Annotated in this window: 17 protein-coding genes and 1 tRNA gene; 4 read left to right on the top strand and 14 right to left on the bottom strand. The window is 47.5% G+C overall.

Annotated features, from left to right (window positions below; all coding sequences use genetic code 11):
- Positions 1–359 precede the first annotated feature (359 nt).
- Positions 360–587 carry a FeoA family protein gene (locus ACR0QT_RS11570; protein WP_432630915.1) on the top strand — a complete coding sequence of 76 codons (228 nt, stop codon included), beginning with the start codon at positions 360–362 and terminating at the stop codon, positions 585–587.
- A gap of 9 nt (positions 588–596) precedes the next feature.
- On the opposite strand, the gene ACR0QT_RS11565 is transcribed toward ACR0QT_RS11570, so the two are convergent.
- Positions 597–1,208: a hydrolase gene (locus ACR0QT_RS11565; protein WP_432630914.1), complete on the bottom strand. Its 612-nt coding sequence runs from the start codon at positions 1,206–1,208 to the stop codon at positions 597–599.
- Between the two features lie 151 nt (positions 1,209–1,359).
- On the opposite strand from ACR0QT_RS11565, the gene ACR0QT_RS11560 reads away from it, so the two are divergent.
- Both ACR0QT_RS11560 and ACR0QT_RS11555 read left to right on the top strand, forming a co-directional pair.
- Positions 1,360–1,430 (top strand) — tRNA-Gly (locus tag ACR0QT_RS11560).
- 336 nt (positions 1,431–1,766) lie between these two features.
- On the top strand, positions 1,767–1,907 hold the full coding sequence (locus tag ACR0QT_RS11555) for a hypothetical protein (protein ID WP_432630913.1): 141 nt from the start codon (positions 1,767–1,769) through the stop codon (positions 1,905–1,907).
- A 125-nt stretch (positions 1,908–2,032) separates the two neighbouring features.
- Here the strand turns inward: ACR0QT_RS11555 and ACR0QT_RS11550 are convergent, their stop codons facing one another.
- From ACR0QT_RS11550 to ACR0QT_RS11490, 13 genes are all read right to left on the bottom strand, one after another.
- Entirely contained in the window at positions 2,033–2,452 is a 420-nt protein-coding gene (locus ACR0QT_RS11550; protein WP_432630912.1) for an HIT family protein, read from the bottom strand.
- A 537-nt stretch (positions 2,453–2,989) separates the two neighbouring features.
- Positions 2,990–3,883 (bottom strand): ABC transporter permease, encoded by an 894-nt coding sequence (locus tag ACR0QT_RS11545; protein ID WP_432630911.1) that lies wholly within the window; start codon positions 3,881–3,883, stop codon positions 2,990–2,992.
- On the bottom strand, positions 3,861–4,823 hold the full coding sequence (locus ACR0QT_RS11540) for an ABC transporter ATP-binding protein (RefSeq protein WP_432630919.1): 963 nt from the start codon (positions 4,821–4,823) through the stop codon (positions 3,861–3,863). Before ACR0QT_RS11540 ends, ACR0QT_RS11545 begins: the two co-directional genes overlap by 23 nt.
- 30 nt (positions 4,824–4,853) lie before the next feature.
- The gene (locus ACR0QT_RS11535; RefSeq protein ID WP_432630910.1) at positions 4,854–7,418 is read right to left on the bottom strand and encodes a hypothetical protein; all 2,565 of its coding nucleotides are present in this window, start codon (positions 7,416–7,418) and stop codon (positions 4,854–4,856) included.
- A 217-nt stretch (positions 7,419–7,635) separates the two neighbouring features.
- A complete protein-coding gene (locus ACR0QT_RS11530) occupies positions 7,636–8,727 on the bottom strand; it encodes a sensor histidine kinase (protein ID WP_432630918.1) in 1,092 nt (363 codons plus the stop codon).
- 43 nt (positions 8,728–8,770) lie between these two features.
- Entirely contained in the window at positions 8,771–9,475 is a 705-nt protein-coding gene (locus ACR0QT_RS11525; protein ID WP_177978493.1) for a response regulator transcription factor, read from the bottom strand.
- 261 nt (positions 9,476–9,736) lie between these two features.
- A complete protein-coding gene (locus ACR0QT_RS11520; RefSeq protein WP_432630917.1) occupies positions 9,737–11,878 on the bottom strand; it encodes an RNA degradosome polyphosphate kinase in 2,142 nt (713 codons plus the stop codon).
- Between the two features lie 312 nt (positions 11,879–12,190).
- Positions 12,191–13,750 carry an exopolyphosphatase gene (locus tag ACR0QT_RS11515; RefSeq protein WP_432630909.1) on the bottom strand — a complete coding sequence of 520 codons (1,560 nt, stop codon included), beginning with the start codon at positions 13,748–13,750 and terminating at the stop codon, positions 12,191–12,193.
- A gap of 215 nt (positions 13,751–13,965) precedes the next feature.
- Complete coding sequence (locus tag ACR0QT_RS11510; RefSeq protein WP_432630908.1) at positions 13,966–15,093, bottom strand: bifunctional chorismate mutase/prephenate dehydratase; 1,128 nt, start codon at positions 15,091–15,093, stop codon at positions 13,966–13,968.
- Between the two features lie 2 nt (positions 15,094–15,095).
- The gene (locus ACR0QT_RS11505) at positions 15,096–15,842 is read right to left on the bottom strand and encodes a lysophospholipid acyltransferase family protein (protein ID WP_432630907.1); all 747 of its coding nucleotides are present in this window, start codon (positions 15,840–15,842) and stop codon (positions 15,096–15,098) included.
- 184 nt (positions 15,843–16,026) lie between these two features.
- Positions 16,027–16,482 carry a putative ABC transporter permease gene (locus ACR0QT_RS11500; RefSeq protein ID WP_432630906.1) on the bottom strand — a complete coding sequence of 152 codons (456 nt, stop codon included), beginning with the start codon at positions 16,480–16,482 and terminating at the stop codon, positions 16,027–16,029.
- Positions 16,483–16,589: 107 nt separating this feature from the next.
- The gene (locus ACR0QT_RS11495) at positions 16,590–16,769 is read right to left on the bottom strand and encodes a DUF4250 domain-containing protein (protein WP_432630905.1); all 180 of its coding nucleotides are present in this window, start codon (positions 16,767–16,769) and stop codon (positions 16,590–16,592) included.
- A 288-nt stretch (positions 16,770–17,057) separates the two neighbouring features.
- Positions 17,058–18,479 (bottom strand): spore germination protein, encoded by a 1,422-nt coding sequence (locus tag ACR0QT_RS11490; RefSeq protein WP_432630904.1) that lies wholly within the window; start codon positions 18,477–18,479, stop codon positions 17,058–17,060.
- 689 nt (positions 18,480–19,168) lie between these two features.
- Here ACR0QT_RS11490 and ACR0QT_RS11485 point away from each other — a divergent pair.
- The gene (locus ACR0QT_RS11485) at positions 19,169–20,137 is read left to right on the top strand and encodes a DNA glycosylase (RefSeq protein WP_432630903.1); all 969 of its coding nucleotides are present in this window, start codon (positions 19,169–19,171) and stop codon (positions 20,135–20,137) included.
- The last annotated feature ends 101 nt before the right edge of the window (positions 20,138–20,238 follow it).

Raw genomic sequence — 20,238 nt, 5'->3', positions numbered from 1 at the left:
TGCAACGTAGTTGCGTAAAATAGTACCACCTACTGAATCAATATCTTTTTTGATGATATTTTCACCAAGGGGCAAGTTTGCCCTTTTCTTAGAAAAAATATTTTTTCTTTTATCTATTGACATTTATTAGCTGGACTTTTTTCTTCATTCATATATGTCCCCATGAAATCCCCTCATAGCTGATTTCATTAAGAACATCCGTTACCGTCCACGCATTGCACAAACAGTAACAAACTTTTCGTCTCGTTTGATTCCTGCCTACTTTTTTCTTTTTATAAGCAGGGACAGAGTATGACCCGCACATTCCTCCATGATCCAGCATATTCTGATTCCAACACGGCTTTCAAGAGGAGACTGGTATGGTCCTTCCGCTCACCTATTTAAAATCCGGCGAGAAAGGGCGCGTAGTCTGGATTGCCAGCGATCTGCTTATGCGCCAGCGCCTTGCAGATCAGGGGATTGCTCCGGGAGCCTGCCTGATCTGCGTTCTGAAACCGACCCGTCACGGAATGAGTGCCTATCGGATCAAGGAATCCGTTATCGCACTGCGTCGGGAGACAGTCGGTGAAATCTTTGTGGAATTATGAGACATGATATCAGAAAACGCCTGCCTGTGTACCGTAACGCTCCATCTCTTCATTTACAGAATCCTCGCAGGAGCGCATTGCCTCGATCGTATCGGCAAAGAGCTGATCGAGCTCCCATCCCAGACGCTCTGCGCCGGTACGAATCACATCACGGGAGCATCCCGCTGCAAACTTTTTGTCCTTGAATTTCTTCTTCAGACTGGAAACTTCCATGTCCTTCGTGCTCTTTGACGGACGCATCTTTGCCGCTGCACCGATCAGACCGGTCAGCTCATCCGACGCAAACAACACTTTTTCCATCTCATGTTTCGGCTCCACATCACAGCAGATTCCATATCCATGAGAACAGATCGAGGTAATCATATCCTCGCCCACTCCCGCCTCACGCAGAAGCTCCGGTGCCTTGATGCAGTGCTGTTCCGGATACTGCTCAAAATCCACATCGTGAAGCAGTCCTGTGATTCCCCAGTACTCTACCTCATCGCCATAACCGAGTTTTTCCGCATACCATCTCATCACACCTTCCACGGTCAGACCATGCAGAATGTGAAATGGTTCCTTGTTGTATTTCTGAAGAAGCGCCAAAGCCTCTTCCCTCGTCAGTTTCGATACTCTTTCCATCACAAATCGCCTCCAAGATTTCCTATGTCACTATGTCGATTTCTTATGTCTGATTCAGTATACACCAAAATCCCCGTTTTCCAAACAGTTTTCTCGTTTTTTCTCGGTTGAAATTCCCCCTCTTTTATGATACAATAAAAAAGTTCCAAATGCAGATATAGTTCATCGGTAGAACATCAGCTTCCCAAGCTGAGGAGGCGGGTTCGATTCCCGTTATCTGCTTCATATGCCAGAAGAACCCTTATTTTACAAGGGTTCTTTTTTTGTCTGGAACTAAAATGGAACTATTCTTAATTCTTTGATCGTAGGTAAATTTCAAACCATCTTTAAATATTCTCCTTCTCAAAATCTTTATACTATCTTAGCGTTTCTTTAACAAATTTTTAACAGACTATTTTTATATTTTCTTTATATTGTGTGTGAATTTCGTTAAGAAGTGTCAAAATCTCTTTTATTTTTTTGTTTTTCATGTACAATAGGAACTGGGTCGAAAAGAGATACATATTTATGAAATATATCCCATTCTCTATTCGACAGATGATTGACAGGAGGCGCGACATGATTGGACTGTGGCTTATTTTAATTTTGTATGGTATCATTGGTGGTCTTTCAACACTTTTCATGGTGATCGGAATTCCTGCAATCGTCGTGTGGAAAATCTACCGCAAGATTGTCCACCACATTCCACTTAGCTGTTAGCAAACATGTGGCCATCCCACCACATATTTTGATTTGATAACAGACTCTTTCCCAAAGAAAAAGTAGCAGACCCGCATTCCCGGCGGAATCTGCTACTTTTTTATATTTCTATATTTTTTTAGATTTTAAAGTGCCTGACGAATCTTCTCTGCGATCTCTTCATACTCAGCATCCGTCAGAGTTACCTTGCCCGGGTTCATCTCAAATGTACCGCCCCACTCATACTGATCCTTGTACTTCGGAACCAAATGCATATGCAGATGGCAACCGGTATCACCGTATGCGCCATAGTTTACCTTGTCCGGATGGAATACTTTATGAATTGCACGGGAAGCCTTTGCAACATCTGCGAAAAACGCATTTCTCTCCTCATCGGTCAGCTCGATCATCTCACTGATGTGCTTGTCATGAGCAAGAATCAGACGACCCGGATGGCTCTGCTCCTTAAATACATACAGAAAACCTGTGTCCATCTTGCAAACCGGATATGCAAACTTTGCAACCAGTTCTCCCTGCATACAATATGCGCAATTTACGTCTTTCATGTTCGTTCCTTCCTTTTTTCGTATTTTGTTTGATCCCGTTATAACTCAGAGTGGATGTCCCCCTCCCAGTTACATCCTGTCTCTATTTTACTCTGATCTATCTTTTCCCGCAACCTGTTTTTTGTTACCGCTCATGGATTACACCAACCGCAGTGATTCGAACAAATTAACTTCTTACATCACAGAAAAGGGAAGTGCGGGCTCCGAGGGCAAGAAAGATCACGCAAACCCGTTTGAACCGTCGGTGCTTAGGTTGCGTCTTTTGCAACCTTACGCACCGCTACGCTTCAATCCGGAGCGAGAGCGTGTTTGCGGGACTTATCTTGTCCGAGGAGCCCCTTAAAAGCCCCTCAAAAATCCCCTTAAAAGCCCCCTTAAAAACTCCAAAACTCCCTCAAAGCCACCCCTGAAAACTCCCTTGAAAGGTTATTCTCTCCCGCTCCTTTCTCTTCCCTCTCTCCCCGGAGTTCTGATTTCTAATCCCTGCCTTCTAACACAAACATTCGAAACTAAATAAACATCCGAAGCCAAACACCTTTATCTCCTCTTCCACGACTCCACGCATCGAATCGCCACCAGAATCAAAAGCCCCGCACACACAAACTGCAAGACAACACTGATCACCGTCCAATTTGCCGTCACCAGATTCCACCCATGATCGCCAAACCAATCCGTCACATTCACTGCCTGCTGTTCTCTTCCGGTCAGGCGCGCAATCGTCAAAAGAAACGTTGAAAGCGGATTGATCAGCATCAGATACAGGAAATTTCCAGAGCTTGCCGAACCTACACTCCGCCCCATCGAGACGAGATAACTATCCATATTCATCCCGCTCAGATAATAGACAAACTCATTGATTCCATAAGTCCCGACAACAATCAGAGCCGTCAGCCCATACGAAACCGCCGTCGCCAGCGTCGAACGCCCAAAGATCGCAGAACAGCTGATTCCAAGGCTTCCGACAAAGAGCGCCGATGCCAGATAGCAGATCAGCAAAAGCCCGATATCCTTCAGCGTCACTCCTCCATAGACAAAGACGAGCGACACGATCGGAAAACTCGACACAATCATCAGAAAAACCGTGCTCAGCGCTGACGCGAGCTTTCCAAGCACAATCTCCGACGGCTTCATTTTCGTCGTCAGCATCAGTTCAAGCGTCTGCCGTTCTCTCTCTCCACTGATGCTCCCGGAGGTGATCGCCGGCATGATAAAAATCAGCATCATAAATTCCAGAACCGCGACAAACAGATAGAGATCCAGAAAACTCGAGTACTGAACTTCCGCCGTCATCCGCACCTGCGCCAAATTGGAATACATATTGAGCAGTGCCACCAGCGCCAGAATCCCGTTAAAGACCAGCAACATCAGCGCGAGCTTAAAACTTCTCGCACTGACCATAATCTCGCGTTTATAGACCGGATTCGTCTTCATAAGAGAGCACCACCCTTTCCTTCTGGTGATTTGTGATCTGCATAAACAGCGCCTCAAGACTTCCCGCCTCGCGCACAAATCCCCGAATTTTTACGCCTGCCTCGACGAGTCTGCGAAGAAGCTCACACTCCGCCTCGGCGTCCCCATCAAATCCGGCAACAATCTCCTGATCGCGCACACTGATCGTCCGCACAAGAACCTCCTCCTTGAGCAGTTGCATCGCGATCGGAAGATTTTCCTGAACCGTGATGATCAGCGGTCTCGACGTGTGAATCTGGTTCATGATCTGATCCATCGTTCCGCTTAAGACAAGTTTTCCAGAATCGATGATTCCGATATCGGTACAGAGTTCCGAGAGATCCGAGAGCAGATGAGAACTGATCAGAATCGTCTTTCCCTGCTCATGAAGTTCCTGCACCGTATCCCGAAATTCGAGTCGCGTCCGCGGATCAAGCCCCGCCGTCGGCTCATCCATAATCAGAAACTGCGGATCATGGATCAGCGCCCTCGCAAGGCAGAGACGCTGTTTCATTCCTCTTGAAAGGCTGTCGACAAAGAAATCCCTCTTGTCTCCAAGTCCCACCTGCTCAAGCAGAATTTCCGCCCGCTTCCTCGCCTTGAGTCCCTCCATCCCGTAACAGGATGCAAAGAACTCCATATACTCCGAAACCTTGAGATTGTCATACACGCCAAAATGATCCGGCACATATCCAAATTTCTCTTTTACCCGCTCCGGTTCCCTGATCGCATCGACACCGTCGATCTCGACTTCCCCTGAATCCGGCAAGAGAAGCCCACTCATAATACGGATCGTCGTCGTCTTTCCGGCTCCGTTCGGACCGACAAAGCCATAGAGTGCCCCCGCCTTGATCTCCATATTCATGTCCTCAAGGACGCGATAATTTCCAAATTTCTTCTTTAAGTTTCGTATCTTTAACATATTTATTGTATCTGTTTCTGCCATCTCTGATCAGCGCTCCTTTCCCGCTACCATCGGCATCGGAAGCTGAATGGAACTGTATCCTCCCGATCCGTCATAGACGTAGCGCACCGTGATCGTATTTGCCGGTGACAGATAAGGTTTGAGCTGGTCAACCGTCATCGTCTGTCCGTCGAGATCAACGAGATCATAGTTTCCACTTCCGTAGTTGTAGAAATAAATTCCACCGGAAAATGCCTCGCTGTATCCGCCTCCATCTTTGAGGAAAATCTCCGAGATCGGTTCAAGCGTCAGGCTTTCCACCTCAATATCCCCGCCAAGCTGGTACTCAAGCGTCAGCGGTTCCGAAGCGCCCATCGTGTTGGTCTGCTCCTCATACGTTCCGCTGAGCACAGTCGGAGCCTTCATCAGTGCCGAGCGATACAGCATCGGGTCACTTGAAGAATTGACTGCCAGCGACGAGGTCAGAAGCGTCAGACCATAGGTATCGTCAGACGGAGTTTTCAAAAATGCAGACTCCTCCTTCTCCGTGCTGAACGCGAGCACCCGCGCATCCGCCGTGTAACCGTTTAAATAATTGTCGAGATAAAATTTGAGGAGATTTGAGCGCTCGAGCGCCAGCAGATACTCCTTATTCCGGATATCCGTCGCGGTAAATGCGCTCTCTCCCGAGATCTGATCGGCAACCACATAAGAGTCTCCGAGCGGAAAACGAATCAGTTCCAAATCATTTAACTTTTTCGTCTCCCCTGCCTCCATCGGACCGATTTTCACCATCGTTCCGTAGAGCATCAGCGTCGTATTTTCGAGTGCAAACGGGAAGTGATTCGTGATACTTCCGCTGAGTTTTCCCTCAAAATAGCGAACCTCACCCGTGATTCCAACCTGCTCGCTGTTCTCCTGCTTGCGCTCAAGCTGGAAATAGCGCGGGGCAAAAGCAGAGATCCCCTGTCCCTGGATTCTCGTCTCATCCTCTAAATAGCTCACAACAATCTGACTCTGCGTCGCGCTGGAAAAATCCGACTGCTCCGATGAGTCGTTGTAAAGTGAACTTCGCGTAATCGGAAGAATGGAGTAGTCCGAACTGAGCTCAACGGTGTACGGTCGATTGTAGGGATTGCGAATATTGACGTATGTATTGTCCGTCACATAGTCCGCCGTCACATCGCGAATCGACGCATAGGTATAAAATGTCGAGCGGAAACGCGTCCGGCTCCCAAGCAGATAAATCAGCCCAGCAAACACAACCGAGAGCACGACAACTCCCCTTCTGTAATAGCCCTGCAATTCCCGATTTCGCAAAAAGAGATACATGCCCGGTCCGAGAACGCCGAGATAGACGACAACGACACAGACATAGAGTGCGAGATTCGGCAGTTTATTCACATCTCCGGTATTGATCAGACTCTGCATCGACCAGAATTTCGAGGAATTTCCACTGTAAACCAGCTCTGCAAGCTGATTGATCCGGCTATCCCCGAGCAGACTCGTAAAAAGGTGATCCACATAGGAAGGATGGTCCTCACAGAATGACTGGATGTCCCCCAAATCAAACGAGGCGACCGCAATGACTCCCTGCTCCTTCGCCGTCGCCGTCAAAAGTGAAAGTCCATTGCTTGAGAGAATCACATTTCCGCCGTGAAGCGAGAAATCCACGCACGAGAGCGCAAGCATTCCCTCACTCGGATCTTCGAGTGCAAATCCCTCCCCGAGATTGATGTGGCGAAGACTCGGGGTTCCGTAGGAATCATCGAGAAGCTCCGGCGCAAAACGACCGAGCGTATCATCGACCCTCGCTCCGGTTCCGAGAATCAGAAGTCCTCCGTCGTGCACCCAGTCCATGATCGCCGCAGTCTGGCGCTCCGAGAGTTTTCTCAGCTTATAATCATTGACAATCAGCACATCGAGAAGATTTAATCCTACATCATCCTCCGGAAACTCCTCCTCGGGCAGATCAAAGGTTCTCGTGCGAAGCGTGCTGTAACGAATCCCGACTCCGTTGAAATACTCAAGCTCCTCCGGATGATCGGACAGAATTCCGATAAACATCTCCGGCACATCCCGGTTTACATTGAGTTTCACCGTCTTTGTCAGAAGCTCCGTCCCATCTTCCTCAAGGAGTGTCACATAGAGACGACTCGCTCCGGTTCCGACCGGAATGTAGTACGTCTCCTTGCATGTCTCCGATCCCGCAACTTCAATTTCATAGTCATAGCGATAAACAGTTCCGTCCGACTCCGCTGACTTTACCTGAATCGTCCCACTCAGACTCGTATCCCGCTCATTGACGATCTTGACGGCGAGAGGCAGGTAACGACCTCCCTTTGCAGTATTGTCATAGCCGTAGGCGATCTCCATCGAGATTCCCGCATTTTCTGCCTGTGTATTCTCGACACCGTCACTGTTTGTTCCTACCTGATTCGTCCCATTTCCAGCTGTTTCTGTTTCTTCTGACCCGGGGACCGTTTTTGTCCCTCTCGTCTCTGTAAAAGACGGCACAAGTGTTTCCGCCGTCATTCCATAACTCGTTTCCCATTTTCCTGCTATTCCGATCGCAAAACCACAAAGGAGGAAGACAGCTACCACCTTAGCCATCTTCCTTCTCCCTGATTTTGCCGATTTGAAATATGTTTGAAGGTTCAACCCCTCTCACCTCTTTCTAACTTGCAACTTGCTACTTACTTTCTGCTCCTTGCTTTTTATTTCCTGCTTTTTGCTTCTTGTTTCCTGCTTCTTGCTCTTTGCTTCCTGCTTTTTATTTTCTACTTTTTACTTCTCGCTTTTTTTGCTTTTTTCAGACTCTCTTCTTGACTCACCCAAAATGCTCCCGGTTTACATCAAAATTCACCTGAAGCACAACCGTAAACACGGTTCCATCAAGGTCACTCTTTACGCTGATCGTTCCGCCGTGCATATCCACGATATTCTTTACAATCGCAAGCCCCAGTCCGGTGCCTCCGGTATGGGTGGATCTCGACTGCTCCACGCGGTAGAATTTCTCAAAAATCAGCGGAAGTTCCTCCGCCGGAATCACATATCCGTAGTTCGTCACCGAGATCTGAACCGTCTCATCCTCCGCATTGATCTTCACGATGATCCGCTTTCCCTCTGCTCCGTACTTGATCGCATTGTTGATCAGGTTGTCAAAAAGTCTTGCGAGCAGATTTCCATCTGCTGTGATGATCTTCGCCGGCACATTGCTCTGAAGCTCATAGGAGAGTCCCTTGTCCGCAAAATTCGGATAAAATTCCTCGAGAAGCTGTCCCAAGAGTTTCACGATGTCCACCTGAGACACATGCATCGCAATTTTTCCGTAATTCATCTTCGTGAATCCAAACAGATCCTCAATCAGTTTTTCAAGCCGTCTCGATTTGCTATATGCAATATCGATATATTTCTTCTGCATCTCCGGCGGAAGCTGTACCTTTCCCGACAGCAGTTCGAGATAGCCGATGATCGAGGTCAGAGGCGTTCGCAGATCATGGGCGACGTTCGTGATCAGCTCATTTTTCGTCCGCTCCGACTCCCTCTCCTTGTCCATGAGTTTGCGGATCTCCTCAACCATCTTGTTCAGACTCTCCGCCATCGATGAAAACTCATCGTCTCCGACCACATCGACCGTCGTGTTTAAATCCCCCTCCGCAATGCTGTTCATCGCATCGGAAATCTTTCCCACATATCGGACAGACCGATCCTGAAGCATCAGAAATGTGACGGAGAACACAAGAATTCCAACCAGCACATAGCCGAGCACAATGATCACATCCGATTCCCCGATCATGCCAAGGAGTGCATTGTCCCACTCCGATTTTTTCGCATATCCTGCCAGCATCGTCAGATTCGTCACGAGAAACATCTCCACGAGACAGGCGAGAAGGGTGCTGTATACAATGTTCGCAATCATCCTCGTCTGGTAGCGGTGTGAGAAATCCTGCCGGCTGTTCTTTTTATTTTTCAATTTTGTATCCTACCCCCCAAACGGTGGTGATAATCTTATCCTGACGTTCATCTTCCTTCATCTTGCCACGCAGACGACGGATATGTACCATGACGGTGTTATTTGCCTCATACACCTTCTCATTCCAGACTTTCTCGAAAATCTCATCGGTGCTGAAGACTTTTCCCGGATTCGACGCCAGCAGATAGAGGATGTCGAACTCGATCGGTGTCAGCTTGACTTCCTCCCCATAGACCGTCACCTTATGATTGTCCTTGTTAATCGTCAGACCGCGGATGCTGATCTCATTCTTCACCGTCTCATGCACCGTGCTGTTCGGATTGAACTGCGTGTAACGGCGAAGCTGGGACTTAACTCTCGCAGTCAGCTCAAGCGGATTAAACGGTTTGACCACATAGTCGTCGGCTCCCGTTCCAAGCCCCAGAATCTTATCGAGATCCGTGGACTTTGCGCTCAGCATGATGATCGGAATGTTGTTCGTCTCACGGATTTTCTTGCACATCTCAAGTCCGTTCATCCCCGGCATCATGATGTCCAGAAGACAGAGCTGAATGTCCTCCTTGTCGAGGATCTCCAGTCCCTCCTGCGCATTGTTTGCCTTAAATACCTTATAGCCGTCGCTGACCAGATAAATCTCCACGAGATCCGCGATCTCCTGCTCATCATCCACTACCAGAATGCTCGTCTCTGCCATCTCTGATTTCCTCCCCATACAAATGCAACCGAACATACTCGGCTGTTTTTCTCTATCTTCTTAATCTTCTTAATCTTTTTACTTTTTAAATTTAATCCTATTTATGTATCGCAATGATTTTGTATTTTTGTCATAATTTGCTCTTTAATTTTAACATAAAACAACCGCCTGTGCCTTACTTTTTTCTAACAAAAAGGGGAAGATTTTCCATCTTCCCCTAAATCTGTCAAATACTCTGAAATTAATCGGATCTCTCTTTTTCTATGCCTCTGCCGGCACAAAAACTCTCGTGTTGTGAACATCATTTCCGGCACTGTGCGCTTTGGCATTTGCAATCGCTTCCTCGCAGAACTGATTCTGTGCCATCACAAGCGTCTTTCCGCGCTTGTCTACCTTCTCATACGTTCCATCCGGCTGTAAAATATGTGCCTTCACATTGTCTTCAAGCTGAACTTTGAGAATGTGAATCACGCGTTCCTTGAGCTTCGGATCTTCAACCGGGAACATGATCTCGACACGCTTGTCAAGGTTTCTCGGCATCCAGTCTGCACTTCCCATGTAAACCTCGGAGGAACCGTCATTTTCAAAGTAGAAAATTCTTGCATGCTCGAGGAAGTTTCCGACGATCGAGTGCACGCTGATGTTCTCTGAAAGTCCCGGAACCCCTGCCCGCAGACAGCAGATTCCTCGCACGACAAGCTCAATCTTCACGCCTGCACACGAAGCCTCATAGAGATTTGCAATGATCTCCTTATCACACAGAGAATTCATCTTCGCCATGATATGTGCCGAACGTCCCTGACGCGCATGCTCGGTCTCTCTGCGGATCATCTTGATAAAACGACTGCGAAGCCAAAGCGGTGCAAGGGACAGCTTGTTCCATGTCGGTGGCTCGGAATATCCAGAAAGCATGTTGAAGACTGCGGTTGCATCCTCTCCATACTGAGGAGCACAGGTCATGAGTCCACAGTCTGTGTAGAGTTTTGCGGTCGAATCGTTATAGTTTCCGGTTCCAAGATGAACATAGCGACGAATTCCGTCTTCCTCACGTCTGACAACAAGCGTGATCTTGCAGTGGGTCTTCAAGCCGACAAGACCATAGATAACGTGGCATCCTGCCTTCTCAAGCATCTTTGCCCAGTTGATGTTGTTCTCCTCATCGAATCGCGCTTTCAGCTCAACGAGAACGGACACCTGTTTACCGTTATCTGCTGCCTCGGCAAGAGCTGCAACGATCGGAGAATGACCGCTGACACGGTAAAGCGTCTGCTTGATTGCGAGCACATTCGGGTCTTTCGATGCGGAGCGCACGAAGTTCACAACCGGATCGAAGGTCTCATATGGATGATGAAGGAGAATATCCCCTTTTCGGATGTTTGCAAAAATATCGTCGTCGTTCATCAACTCCGGAACCGGCTGAGGCGTGTAGGACGGGGATTTCAGTCCCTCAAATCCTGCCATTCCGTACATTTTCATCAGGAAGGTCAGATCGAGAGGTCCATTGATCTCATAAATGTCCTCCTCACCGACGGAGAGCTCGCGCTTGAGAATCTTCAACAGACGGCGGTCAACTTTCTCCTCGACCTCAAGACGGATGACCTCGCCCCACTGGCGTTTCTTGAGCTGTTTCTGGATCTCCACAAGCAGATCCTCTGCCTCCTCCTCATCGAGGGTAAAATCGGCATTTCTCATGATGCGGAACGGATGCGCGCTCACAATGTTGTAGTTCAGGAACAGATCTTTCATGTTGCGCTCAATGATCTCCTCGAGAAGAATCACACGGCGCTCTCCATTCTCTCCCTCCGGCAGTTCCACGATACGCGGAAGCACGGACGGAACCTGAACCATCGCAAATTCCAGATCTGTCTCGTTCTCATCGCCCTTCTTCTGAACGAGAGCTGCAATATTCAACGACTTATTGCGGATCAGCGGGAACGGGCGGGAGGAGTCCACAGCCATCGGTGTCAGCACCGGATAGACGTTCTCGTGGAAGAAACGGTCGACAAACTCACCATCCTTCTCATCGAGATCCTCGTGCTCCCAGACGACGCAGAGTCCCTGCTGTCTCAGAGCCGGGAGCAGAGAACGGCTGTATGTCGAGTACTGAAGGTTCACAAACTCATGCGTCTTTTTCCCGATTTTTACAAGCTGTTCTTCCGGTCTGAGCCCCGCAATATCCGGCTTCTTATAGCGCGCATGCACCTGATCTTTCAGAGATGCCACACGAACCATGAAAAATTCATCGAGGTTTGAGGCAGTGATGCTCAAAAATTTCAGTCTCTCAAACAGCGGAATCGACTTGTCACGAGCCTCATTCAGGATTCGGAAATCAAATTCCAGCCAGCTGAGCTCACGGTTTACGTAGTTTTTCGGATCGGTGTAATCTCTCTCTGCCGACTCCATCTTGTCCACTTTTCCTGCTTTCTCCGGCTTTTCCTGTTTTCCGGTCTTCTCTGTCTTTTCTGTTTTCTCTGCTTTTTCTTCCTTGTCTACTTTATCTTTATCTGCTTTCTCTGCCTTATCGACCTTTTCTACTTTTTCCATCTTCTCTGCCTTTGCACTCTTTTCCGTCTTGCCCGACTTTGCTGTCTTCTTTACCTTCTCGGTCTTCTCAGCTTTCTCGGTTTTTTCTGTCTTATCGGTCTTTTCCAGCTTTTCTGTCTCTGTCAGCTTTTCCACCATTTTTTCTGCCATCTTCTCCGCCATCTTCATTTCCTACACTTTCTTTTTCTGCCGAAGTACCGGACGCACTCCAAAAATTTCCTCGAAGAAATCGCCTTTCTCCGCAATGGAAATCGCCTCAAGTGTCACATCCCCACTGTAATCCGTTGAGATCACAAGCTGATTCTCCCGCACATTCAATTTGCAGTCCGCCAGCTTATTTAAGTGACTGCGGTCCATCGAGTTTGCGAGTCGAAGAATCGCAGTCAGCTTCGCGATCATCAACGTCAGGTTCTCCGGGTTTACCAGACGACTATCCCTCGACGGTTTCGCGGAGACCTCTACCTCGTTATAGCGGAACTTCTGATCGTGATACTTGACCACATTTGCGACGATCTCTCTCTCAACATGGGACAGACCGATGATCTCCGTCGACATGATGATGTTGTATGCACAATCCAAAGGATCTCGCATCGTCACAAATTTTCCGCATGCATGCAGATTCACAGCAATCTGAAGCAGGAGTCGCTCTCTCGATTTCATTCCGTGATAACGCTTGAGCGTGTCAAACAGCTTCAGTGCAGAATCCTCAACCGCCTGAATGTGTGACATCTGACATTTGTATCGTCTTGCGATATTTTTCGATGCCACAATGATGTCGTTCGAGAAATCGTGGTTAAATTTCAGCATTTTCTTGTCCTCAGCGTACTCCGCCGCCATGCCATCAACCATGCGAATTCCCGGAACCCAGATCATCTGTGCGCCGGTGATGTCGAGCATCCGCTTGTAAATCGACGCCGTCGGGAAGAGCATCTGTGCGTACTCCCCGTTGACATCAAATGCATCCTCAAGCTGATCCTTCGTCATCGACTTGATTCTCGCATAAAAATGATCAAACTCCTCCGCAGTCAGCTGTTCTTTTCGCTTTCCTGCTTCGGTCTTGTAATAGAGGGTCAGAATCGGCTCTCCGATTGCAATCACATTCTTAAATTCCCGGTCTTTTAAGTACATCTTGCGAAACGTCATCAGTTCATTGTCCACAAGTTCTTTGACAAGAGAGTGCTCCACTTCCGCGCTCACACGCGCATTTGCAAGAAATTCTTTCAGGCGCAAAACACCGAGAGGAAGGCTCTGCGTCGTGACAAGCGCATCCTTGTCAAACAGAGATACCTGCATGCTTCCGAAACCGACGTCCACGATCGCTGTTCCCTGCTGGATGATCTTCTGGAATTCCGTCTCCTTCGCCGCGATCGCCTTGTAGCTGATAAAACGCTGTTCAGAGTTACTGATAATCTTGACCTCAATGCCTGTCCGCACACGGATCTGTTCAAGCACGATTTGGCTGTTGCGCGCTTCACGCATCGCACTCGTCGCGTAGGCGCGGTAATCCTCGACCTGATATTCCTTCATGATCCGAACAAAGTCTTCCAGGACACTGCAAGTCTCCTCCACGAGACGGTAGCTGATCTTTCCGTCCCGGAACGTATCTCTTCCAAGCGCAATCATGTGCTTTACATGATCCACAGCCCGAATTCCATTCTTGTCGGAAATCTCAAAAATCCCAAGTTCCAGTTCAAACGATCCCACATCAATCGCAGCAAATGTGCGTACCATATCCTTCCCTCCCCGAATCGTTATGTTGTGTCTCCCCTGCGAGAAATCTTGTCATCCTCCATCTACCATAGAAAAGGATATTTATGGGGACATCTATTCTGAGTTATGTGATTCATAGTGCATTAATTATCATTATACCTGAAATATTCCGAAGCATTGTTAAATCTCTGTAAAATCCAAGTAGAAAATAGCAAAGAAATTTTAAAAAAATAATATCAGTAATTTCCCAAAATACGCATATTTAACGCTTCTGCGGAAATTCCCTTGAGTGCATTAGCGACAGCGGAATCCTCAAGACTTCCCTCAATATCAACAAAGAAACGGTACTCCCAATTTCGTCCCGGGATCGGTCTCGACTCGATCATGACCATGTTGACATGATTGAAGATGAAATTGCCGAGCATGTTGTAAAGTGTTCCACTGTGATGCGGAAGTTCAAAGCAAAGACTGATTCGAGATGCGCCCTCACGATAAATTGGGCGGTTTGCAAGAATGACAAATCGAGTTGTATTTCCCTGATTATTCTGAATGGACGGTTTGAGCACTTTGAGTCCGTACAGTTTTCCGGCAATCTCGCTTGCCACCGCTGCCTGACTCTTATCCTTATCCTCAACGACCTTGCACGCAGCGACTGCGGTGTTCAGACAGCTCACCTGACGCCATCCTTCCTGTGCATTCAGAAAACGCGAAGACTGCATCAATGCCTGCGGATGCGAATAAACCGTGCGAATATCAGAAAGCTCTGCATCCGGCAGACCAAGCAGAGCATGATTAACCGGAAGAAATGTCTCTGCAACAATATAATTGTTAAATCCAGTCAGAAGATCATACATATCCACAACAGCTCCGGCAGAAGAATTCTCGATTGGAAGAACTGCATAGTCAGCGCGTCCCTCAGAGACCTCCTTCATTGCGTCCTGAAAACGCTCCACATGGTAAACATTTGCGTCCTCCCCGAAAAACTGAAGCGCCGCACCGTGACTGTACGCACCCTCCACGCCCTGATAGACGACACGAACATCTTTCATCTTGAGCGCAGGAATCTTCTCAAATCCGAGATCCACTCCCTTTCCGTGCTCGGCAAGCAGGCGATACTGGTACCGTCTGCTGATCGTCATGATCTGAGAAAAAAGCTCACGCACTGCGGTCTGGTTAAACTCCCCGTGTGCCATCGCCTCCACAGCATCAAGTTTCTGCTTCTCTCGCTCCCCATCATAGACAGCCTTTCCAGAAGCAATTTTAGTCTGTGCCACCTGCCCACAGATTTCCATCCGGCGCTCAAATAATTCTGTCAACTGACGGTCAATTCCGTCCAACTCTTTTCTGCATTCCTGTAAGTCCACAATTATGCCCTCCGTATCTTCTGTTCCTTTTCCAGCATCTCAAGAATGCGGTTCTGCGCCAGCGCTCCAAGATGTTTCCGATCTGCCAACGGCAGTTCTTTTATGTAAATCGGTTCGCCAAATTCAATCGTTACCTTTGACGGACGGATAAACGGCAGATGATTCTCCCAGATATCTCTCGTTCCGGTAATTGCAACCGGAATCACCGGACAACCGGACTTCTCCGCGATCTTCATGCTTCCCTCCTTAAACGGAAGCATCTTGAGCGGATCTTTCTCCTGACAGCGCGTTCCCTCCGGGAAAATCCAGATCGAAACGCCTGATTTTACTTTCTCGATTCCTTCGAGAATCGTTTTCAGTCCTTCTTTAATATCCTTACGATTCAAAAACAGACAATTTACATTGCGCATCCAATCCGCAAGGATCGGCCAGGTCTCCATCTCCTTCTTTGCGACAAATCCAGTCAGTCCCGGAACCATCGTATATCCGACGAGAATATCAAAATAACTGCGGTGATTTCCCACATAGAGCACCGCTCCCTCCGGGATTCTCTCCCTTCCCTTGACCGTAATTTTACTGCCGGTCAGACGCAGAAGCATACGAAACATTGCCTGAGCCACTTTCAGACAATATTCCTGCTGTTTTTTCTCATCATTTTTGTAGACCAGACGCTCTCCAATCAAAAGTGGAATCGCACTCAGAATCAAAAATGCGATGAGAAAAAATGCAACCAGAATTAAGCGTATCATAATAAATCCTTTCCCTTTGTTTTTCTACCGAATTTCAAACCAATCCAATCCCCATCATTGACAGATTCTTTCTGAAAAATCCGTTCTCATCCCTAAAAAAAATCTATTTCAAAAGAACGTTTTCCCTTTGAAATTCAGCACTATTTTAATCTTCAGTATATAAAAAAAGAAAGGCAAAAACAAGTCATCTGCCTCTCTTTTTTGTGATTTGCTCAAACAAAAGCCCTGCGCCAAACCAAAGTGGTGCAAAATCCAGACGGATAAGTCCATCTACATTTGCGGCCTTCCCCGTGTAATCCCACGGGCAGATTCCTCTCGCTCTCAGAAAACTCCCTGAGATGTACTCCGCTGTAAAAATCAGGACCATGTAAATCATCCCATGGCGAATCATCCGATCCGTGACCCGAAGATCACTCTCCCCGATCCACCGATCAGCCAGACTTCCGAGTGGTCCTAAAAGCGCCCCGCATCCATAAATCGGAAACATCAGAAGCGAAGTCCGCCCCATCAACCTCCAATCGTGATTCAGAATCGACTCCACAGAAGTAAAAATCACTTCCAGACACCATCCCGTAATCCCACATTTCAAAAAATCTGCTGGTAATCTCTTTATCCTTTCCATGTCCTTAATATGTGACATGGAGGAGTTTTTTATACATCCATCGCCTTAAATGTTTGCGCTATATTTTACACCCTGATTTTGCAGCTTCCGGCTTTTTGAGGACTTTCACACTTTTACCCTCACACTTATTTGAACTGGTTTGCCTCTGCCTCATAATGATAATCAATCTGTGCAAGTTTCTTCTCCACCTCAGCCTGATCGAGATCAAGACTTCTACACAGCTCCTCCAGGGACGCATAATTATCGCGAAGCTGTGTATTTAAGTAACTCATCAACATCACCGGATCTTTCGGAATACTGCTCATTTGTCTCCTCCTCTGTATTTTAATTCTGTTCCTTTGTAACTATCCAATATCTTCACAAGCTCTAGTTTACAAAACTTTTGTCTGAATGGCAATCTTTTTGCACCTGCTTCATTTACTATGGCGACGCAAGGCGAGAAAGTACAGGCAAACCCGTGTGAGACGTCGGCGCTTAGGTTGCGTAGTTTGCAACCTTATGCACCGCTACGTCGAACCCGGAGTGAGAACGAGTTTGCCTGACTTTACTCGCCGGCGGAGCCTAGATTACTTCCTCATCATGCAATTTTTCCATCACCGCTCCTCACTCTTCTTCAGCACCGGCAATCTTCCGCGGAAGAAACGCTTCTTGAGTTCCTTCCAATGAAACGGAATCAGCGGATAGATATAACTCTTTCCCGCAATCGTCCTATTGAACACAATCGCGCACACAGAGACCACAACTCCAATCCAAAATCCCCAGAAATCAAACAGGCTCGTCAGAATCAAAATCAGCACTCGCATAAACTTGAGTGCATATCCAAGCTCAAAACTCGCCTGACTGTAATTGGCGATCGTCACAAACGCCATGTAAAGCATCGTCTCCGAGTTAAACCACCCGGATTTCACCGAATATTCTCCGAGGACGATACCTGCAATCACACTCAGTGGGGTTGTCAGCATGCTCGGCGTATTGACAGCCGCCAAACGCAGACCATCAATCGCAAACTCAAGAATTAACAACTGAAAAATCAACGGCACATAAACCTGGTCTGAGAGTTTTGTAAATTCCAACCATTTTGGAAGACTGTCCGAATGCATCATCAGCAACAGCCACGTCGGTGTCAGAAACAGGCACAAGAATGCCGTCATCATGCGCGACAGGCGCAAATACGTTCCGGTCACCGGCGGAAAATAATAGTCATCCGCCTCCTCGATAATATCAAACACCGAAGACGGAAGCACCATCGCCGCCGGGGAATTATCCACGAGAATCACAATATTTCCCTCAAGAATACACGCCGCCGCAGTATCTGGGCGCTCTGAGAACTTGAACTTCGGGAACGGATTGTACCACTTATGCGGGAAAATTCCCTCCGCAAGGCTCTCCTGATTCATCGTCAGCGCATCCACTTTCAAGGACTGAATCCGCTTTCGGATTCGATCGAGAAGATCTTCATCGACTCGTCCCTTCATATAGCAGACCGCAATATCCGTGTGGGAACTCTCCCCCGCAGTCAGAATCTCCATTGTGAGTTTCGGATCGCGGATTCGCCTGCGGATCAGAGCTGTATTGAAAATCAGCGTCTCGACAAATCCATCTCTCGAACCGCGCATCACCTTATCCTTCTCCGGTTCCCCGACTCCGCGCGCCGGATACGTCCGGCAGTCGATCGTCATGCACTCCTCATAACCGTCGATAAAGAGACAGGTCACGCCAGAGAGAAGTTGAACAATCATTTCCGTATCCTCTTTGACCAGTCCCGCTTCCCCGTAAGGCACATATTTTTCCGAAAATCCCTTGGCATCCGAAGGCATTTCCTCCGGTTTTATGCTCCACCATGACTGAAGCATCTTCAAGAGCACCTCATCTTTCGTGAATCCATCCACGAAAAACAGGCAGGCTCTGCGCCCACCGAACTCCGCCATCCGGTACACAACATCAAAATTTTTATCTGTCTGGAGCACCTGTTTGAGATGATCCAGATTCGCTGTCAGATCTGCCGAAAACTCCATCGAATCTCCCTCACTTTTCCTAGCTCTTTTTGCACTTTTTCGTTAATCTTTTTTCAATGTTTTTCTGAGTTTTGTTAAACCGTGGTATCGGTTCCAGTGTGCCCGTTTTTGATTTTTTTATACATTGCATAATTAAATCCCAGTTTTGCGCTATGCATTTTTTGCAGTTTTTTGTCAATGCGTTTTTCATGTATACAATATTTTGCACAAAACCACATTGACATTTTTGTTTAAAAATGGTATATTATTTCTTGTACGAAGAGAGCGACATTCTGGTTTTCTATTGGGGAATGGTAAGCCAGATAAGAGTTTCCATAATGAAACCCTTTAAGCACCGGATGACCGGCGCTTTTTCTTTCCGTAGCTGGTGTGGGGATACCAGAAAAACTATATCATGTAACGGTTTCTGATCGTGAATAGGAGCAACCTTCTGTGGGGGAAGGGAGCTCCTTTTTTGTTACCCGAAAATCGAGGACACACCTCCCCATGATCCTTAACTCTCAAGCAACAACAACTACTACTACTACCAGGTGGCGATTTGTTTTGCCGATACGTATTCTCAAACAACAACCACAATTTTTTAACAATATTTTTGAACTACATTCTTCATTCTTGAACCATAACCATTATTTTTGAACCACAGCCATTCATCACTCATTTTACAAGCAAACAGGAGGAAGATTACAACCATGACAACTCACGCACAGCCTCATAAATCCGACAAATATATCCGTGTAGACGGAACTAATTTCTCGATCAATCAGATCAGCGCCTCCGGTCAGTGTTTCCGCATGACAGAGCAGGAAGACGGCTCCTTTCAGGTGATCGCAAACGGACGGCGCCTTCGCTTAAAGCAAGAACAGCCCTCCTATCAGACACCAAGTCCATATCAAGCACAAAGTCCGTCACAGAACCAGCCACAGACATCCGGTGACGAGCTCTCAACCTCTAAGGAATTCCAAAAAAACAGCGTCATTTTGATGGACTGTTCCGAGGAAGATTTTCAGACAATCTGGAAATCTTATTTTGATCTCGACACCGATTACAGCCGTTTTCTGACCAGCATCGATCCCGATGACACCTATCTCCGCTCCGCGGTCGCTTACGGCCATGGAATCCGGATTCTGCGTCAGGATCTCTGGGAAATGATCATCAGTTTCATCATCTCCCAGCAGAATAACATCCGCCGAATCCGCAAGTGCATCGAGACGATCTGCACCCACTACGGCACAAAAATTGATCCTACAAATGACACCGACACCTGCTCAGACTCTTTTTACCTCTTCCCGACACCAGAACAGCTTGCAACTGCGACAGAGGAGGAATTTCGCGCACTCGGGCTCGGCTACCGGAGTCGTTATCTCGTCGAGACTGCGCGATCAATCGTTTCCGGTGAGGTCTCCCTCGATGCACTGCGCCAGATGGACTATCCTTCTGCCCGTGCAGAGCTCTTAAAACTTTGTGGAGTCGGCGCAAAAGTCGCAGACTGCATCTGCCTCTTCGGACTCCATCATCTCGAAGCCTTCCCGATCGACACCCACATCCGTCAGGTGCTGACCGCCCACTATCCGGACGGATTTCCATTTGACTCCTATGCGGGATACGAGGGTGTTCTTCAGCAATATATCTTTTACTATGATTTAAACAGCGGTCATTGACGCTTTCCTGATTGTGGATTAAAATACTTTTATAATTCCCATCGATTACTCGTAAAATCCAAATAAATATTTATCCAAATAAACGCTTAAACACTTATTTA

This window comes from Brotaphodocola sp., from assembly GCF_050873365.1.
Classification (GTDB): Bacteria; Bacillota; Clostridia; order Lachnospirales; family Lachnospiraceae; genus Brotaphodocola.
The sequence above is the reverse complement of the archived record's forward strand: the minus strand, read 5'-3'. Positions and strand labels throughout refer to the sequence as shown.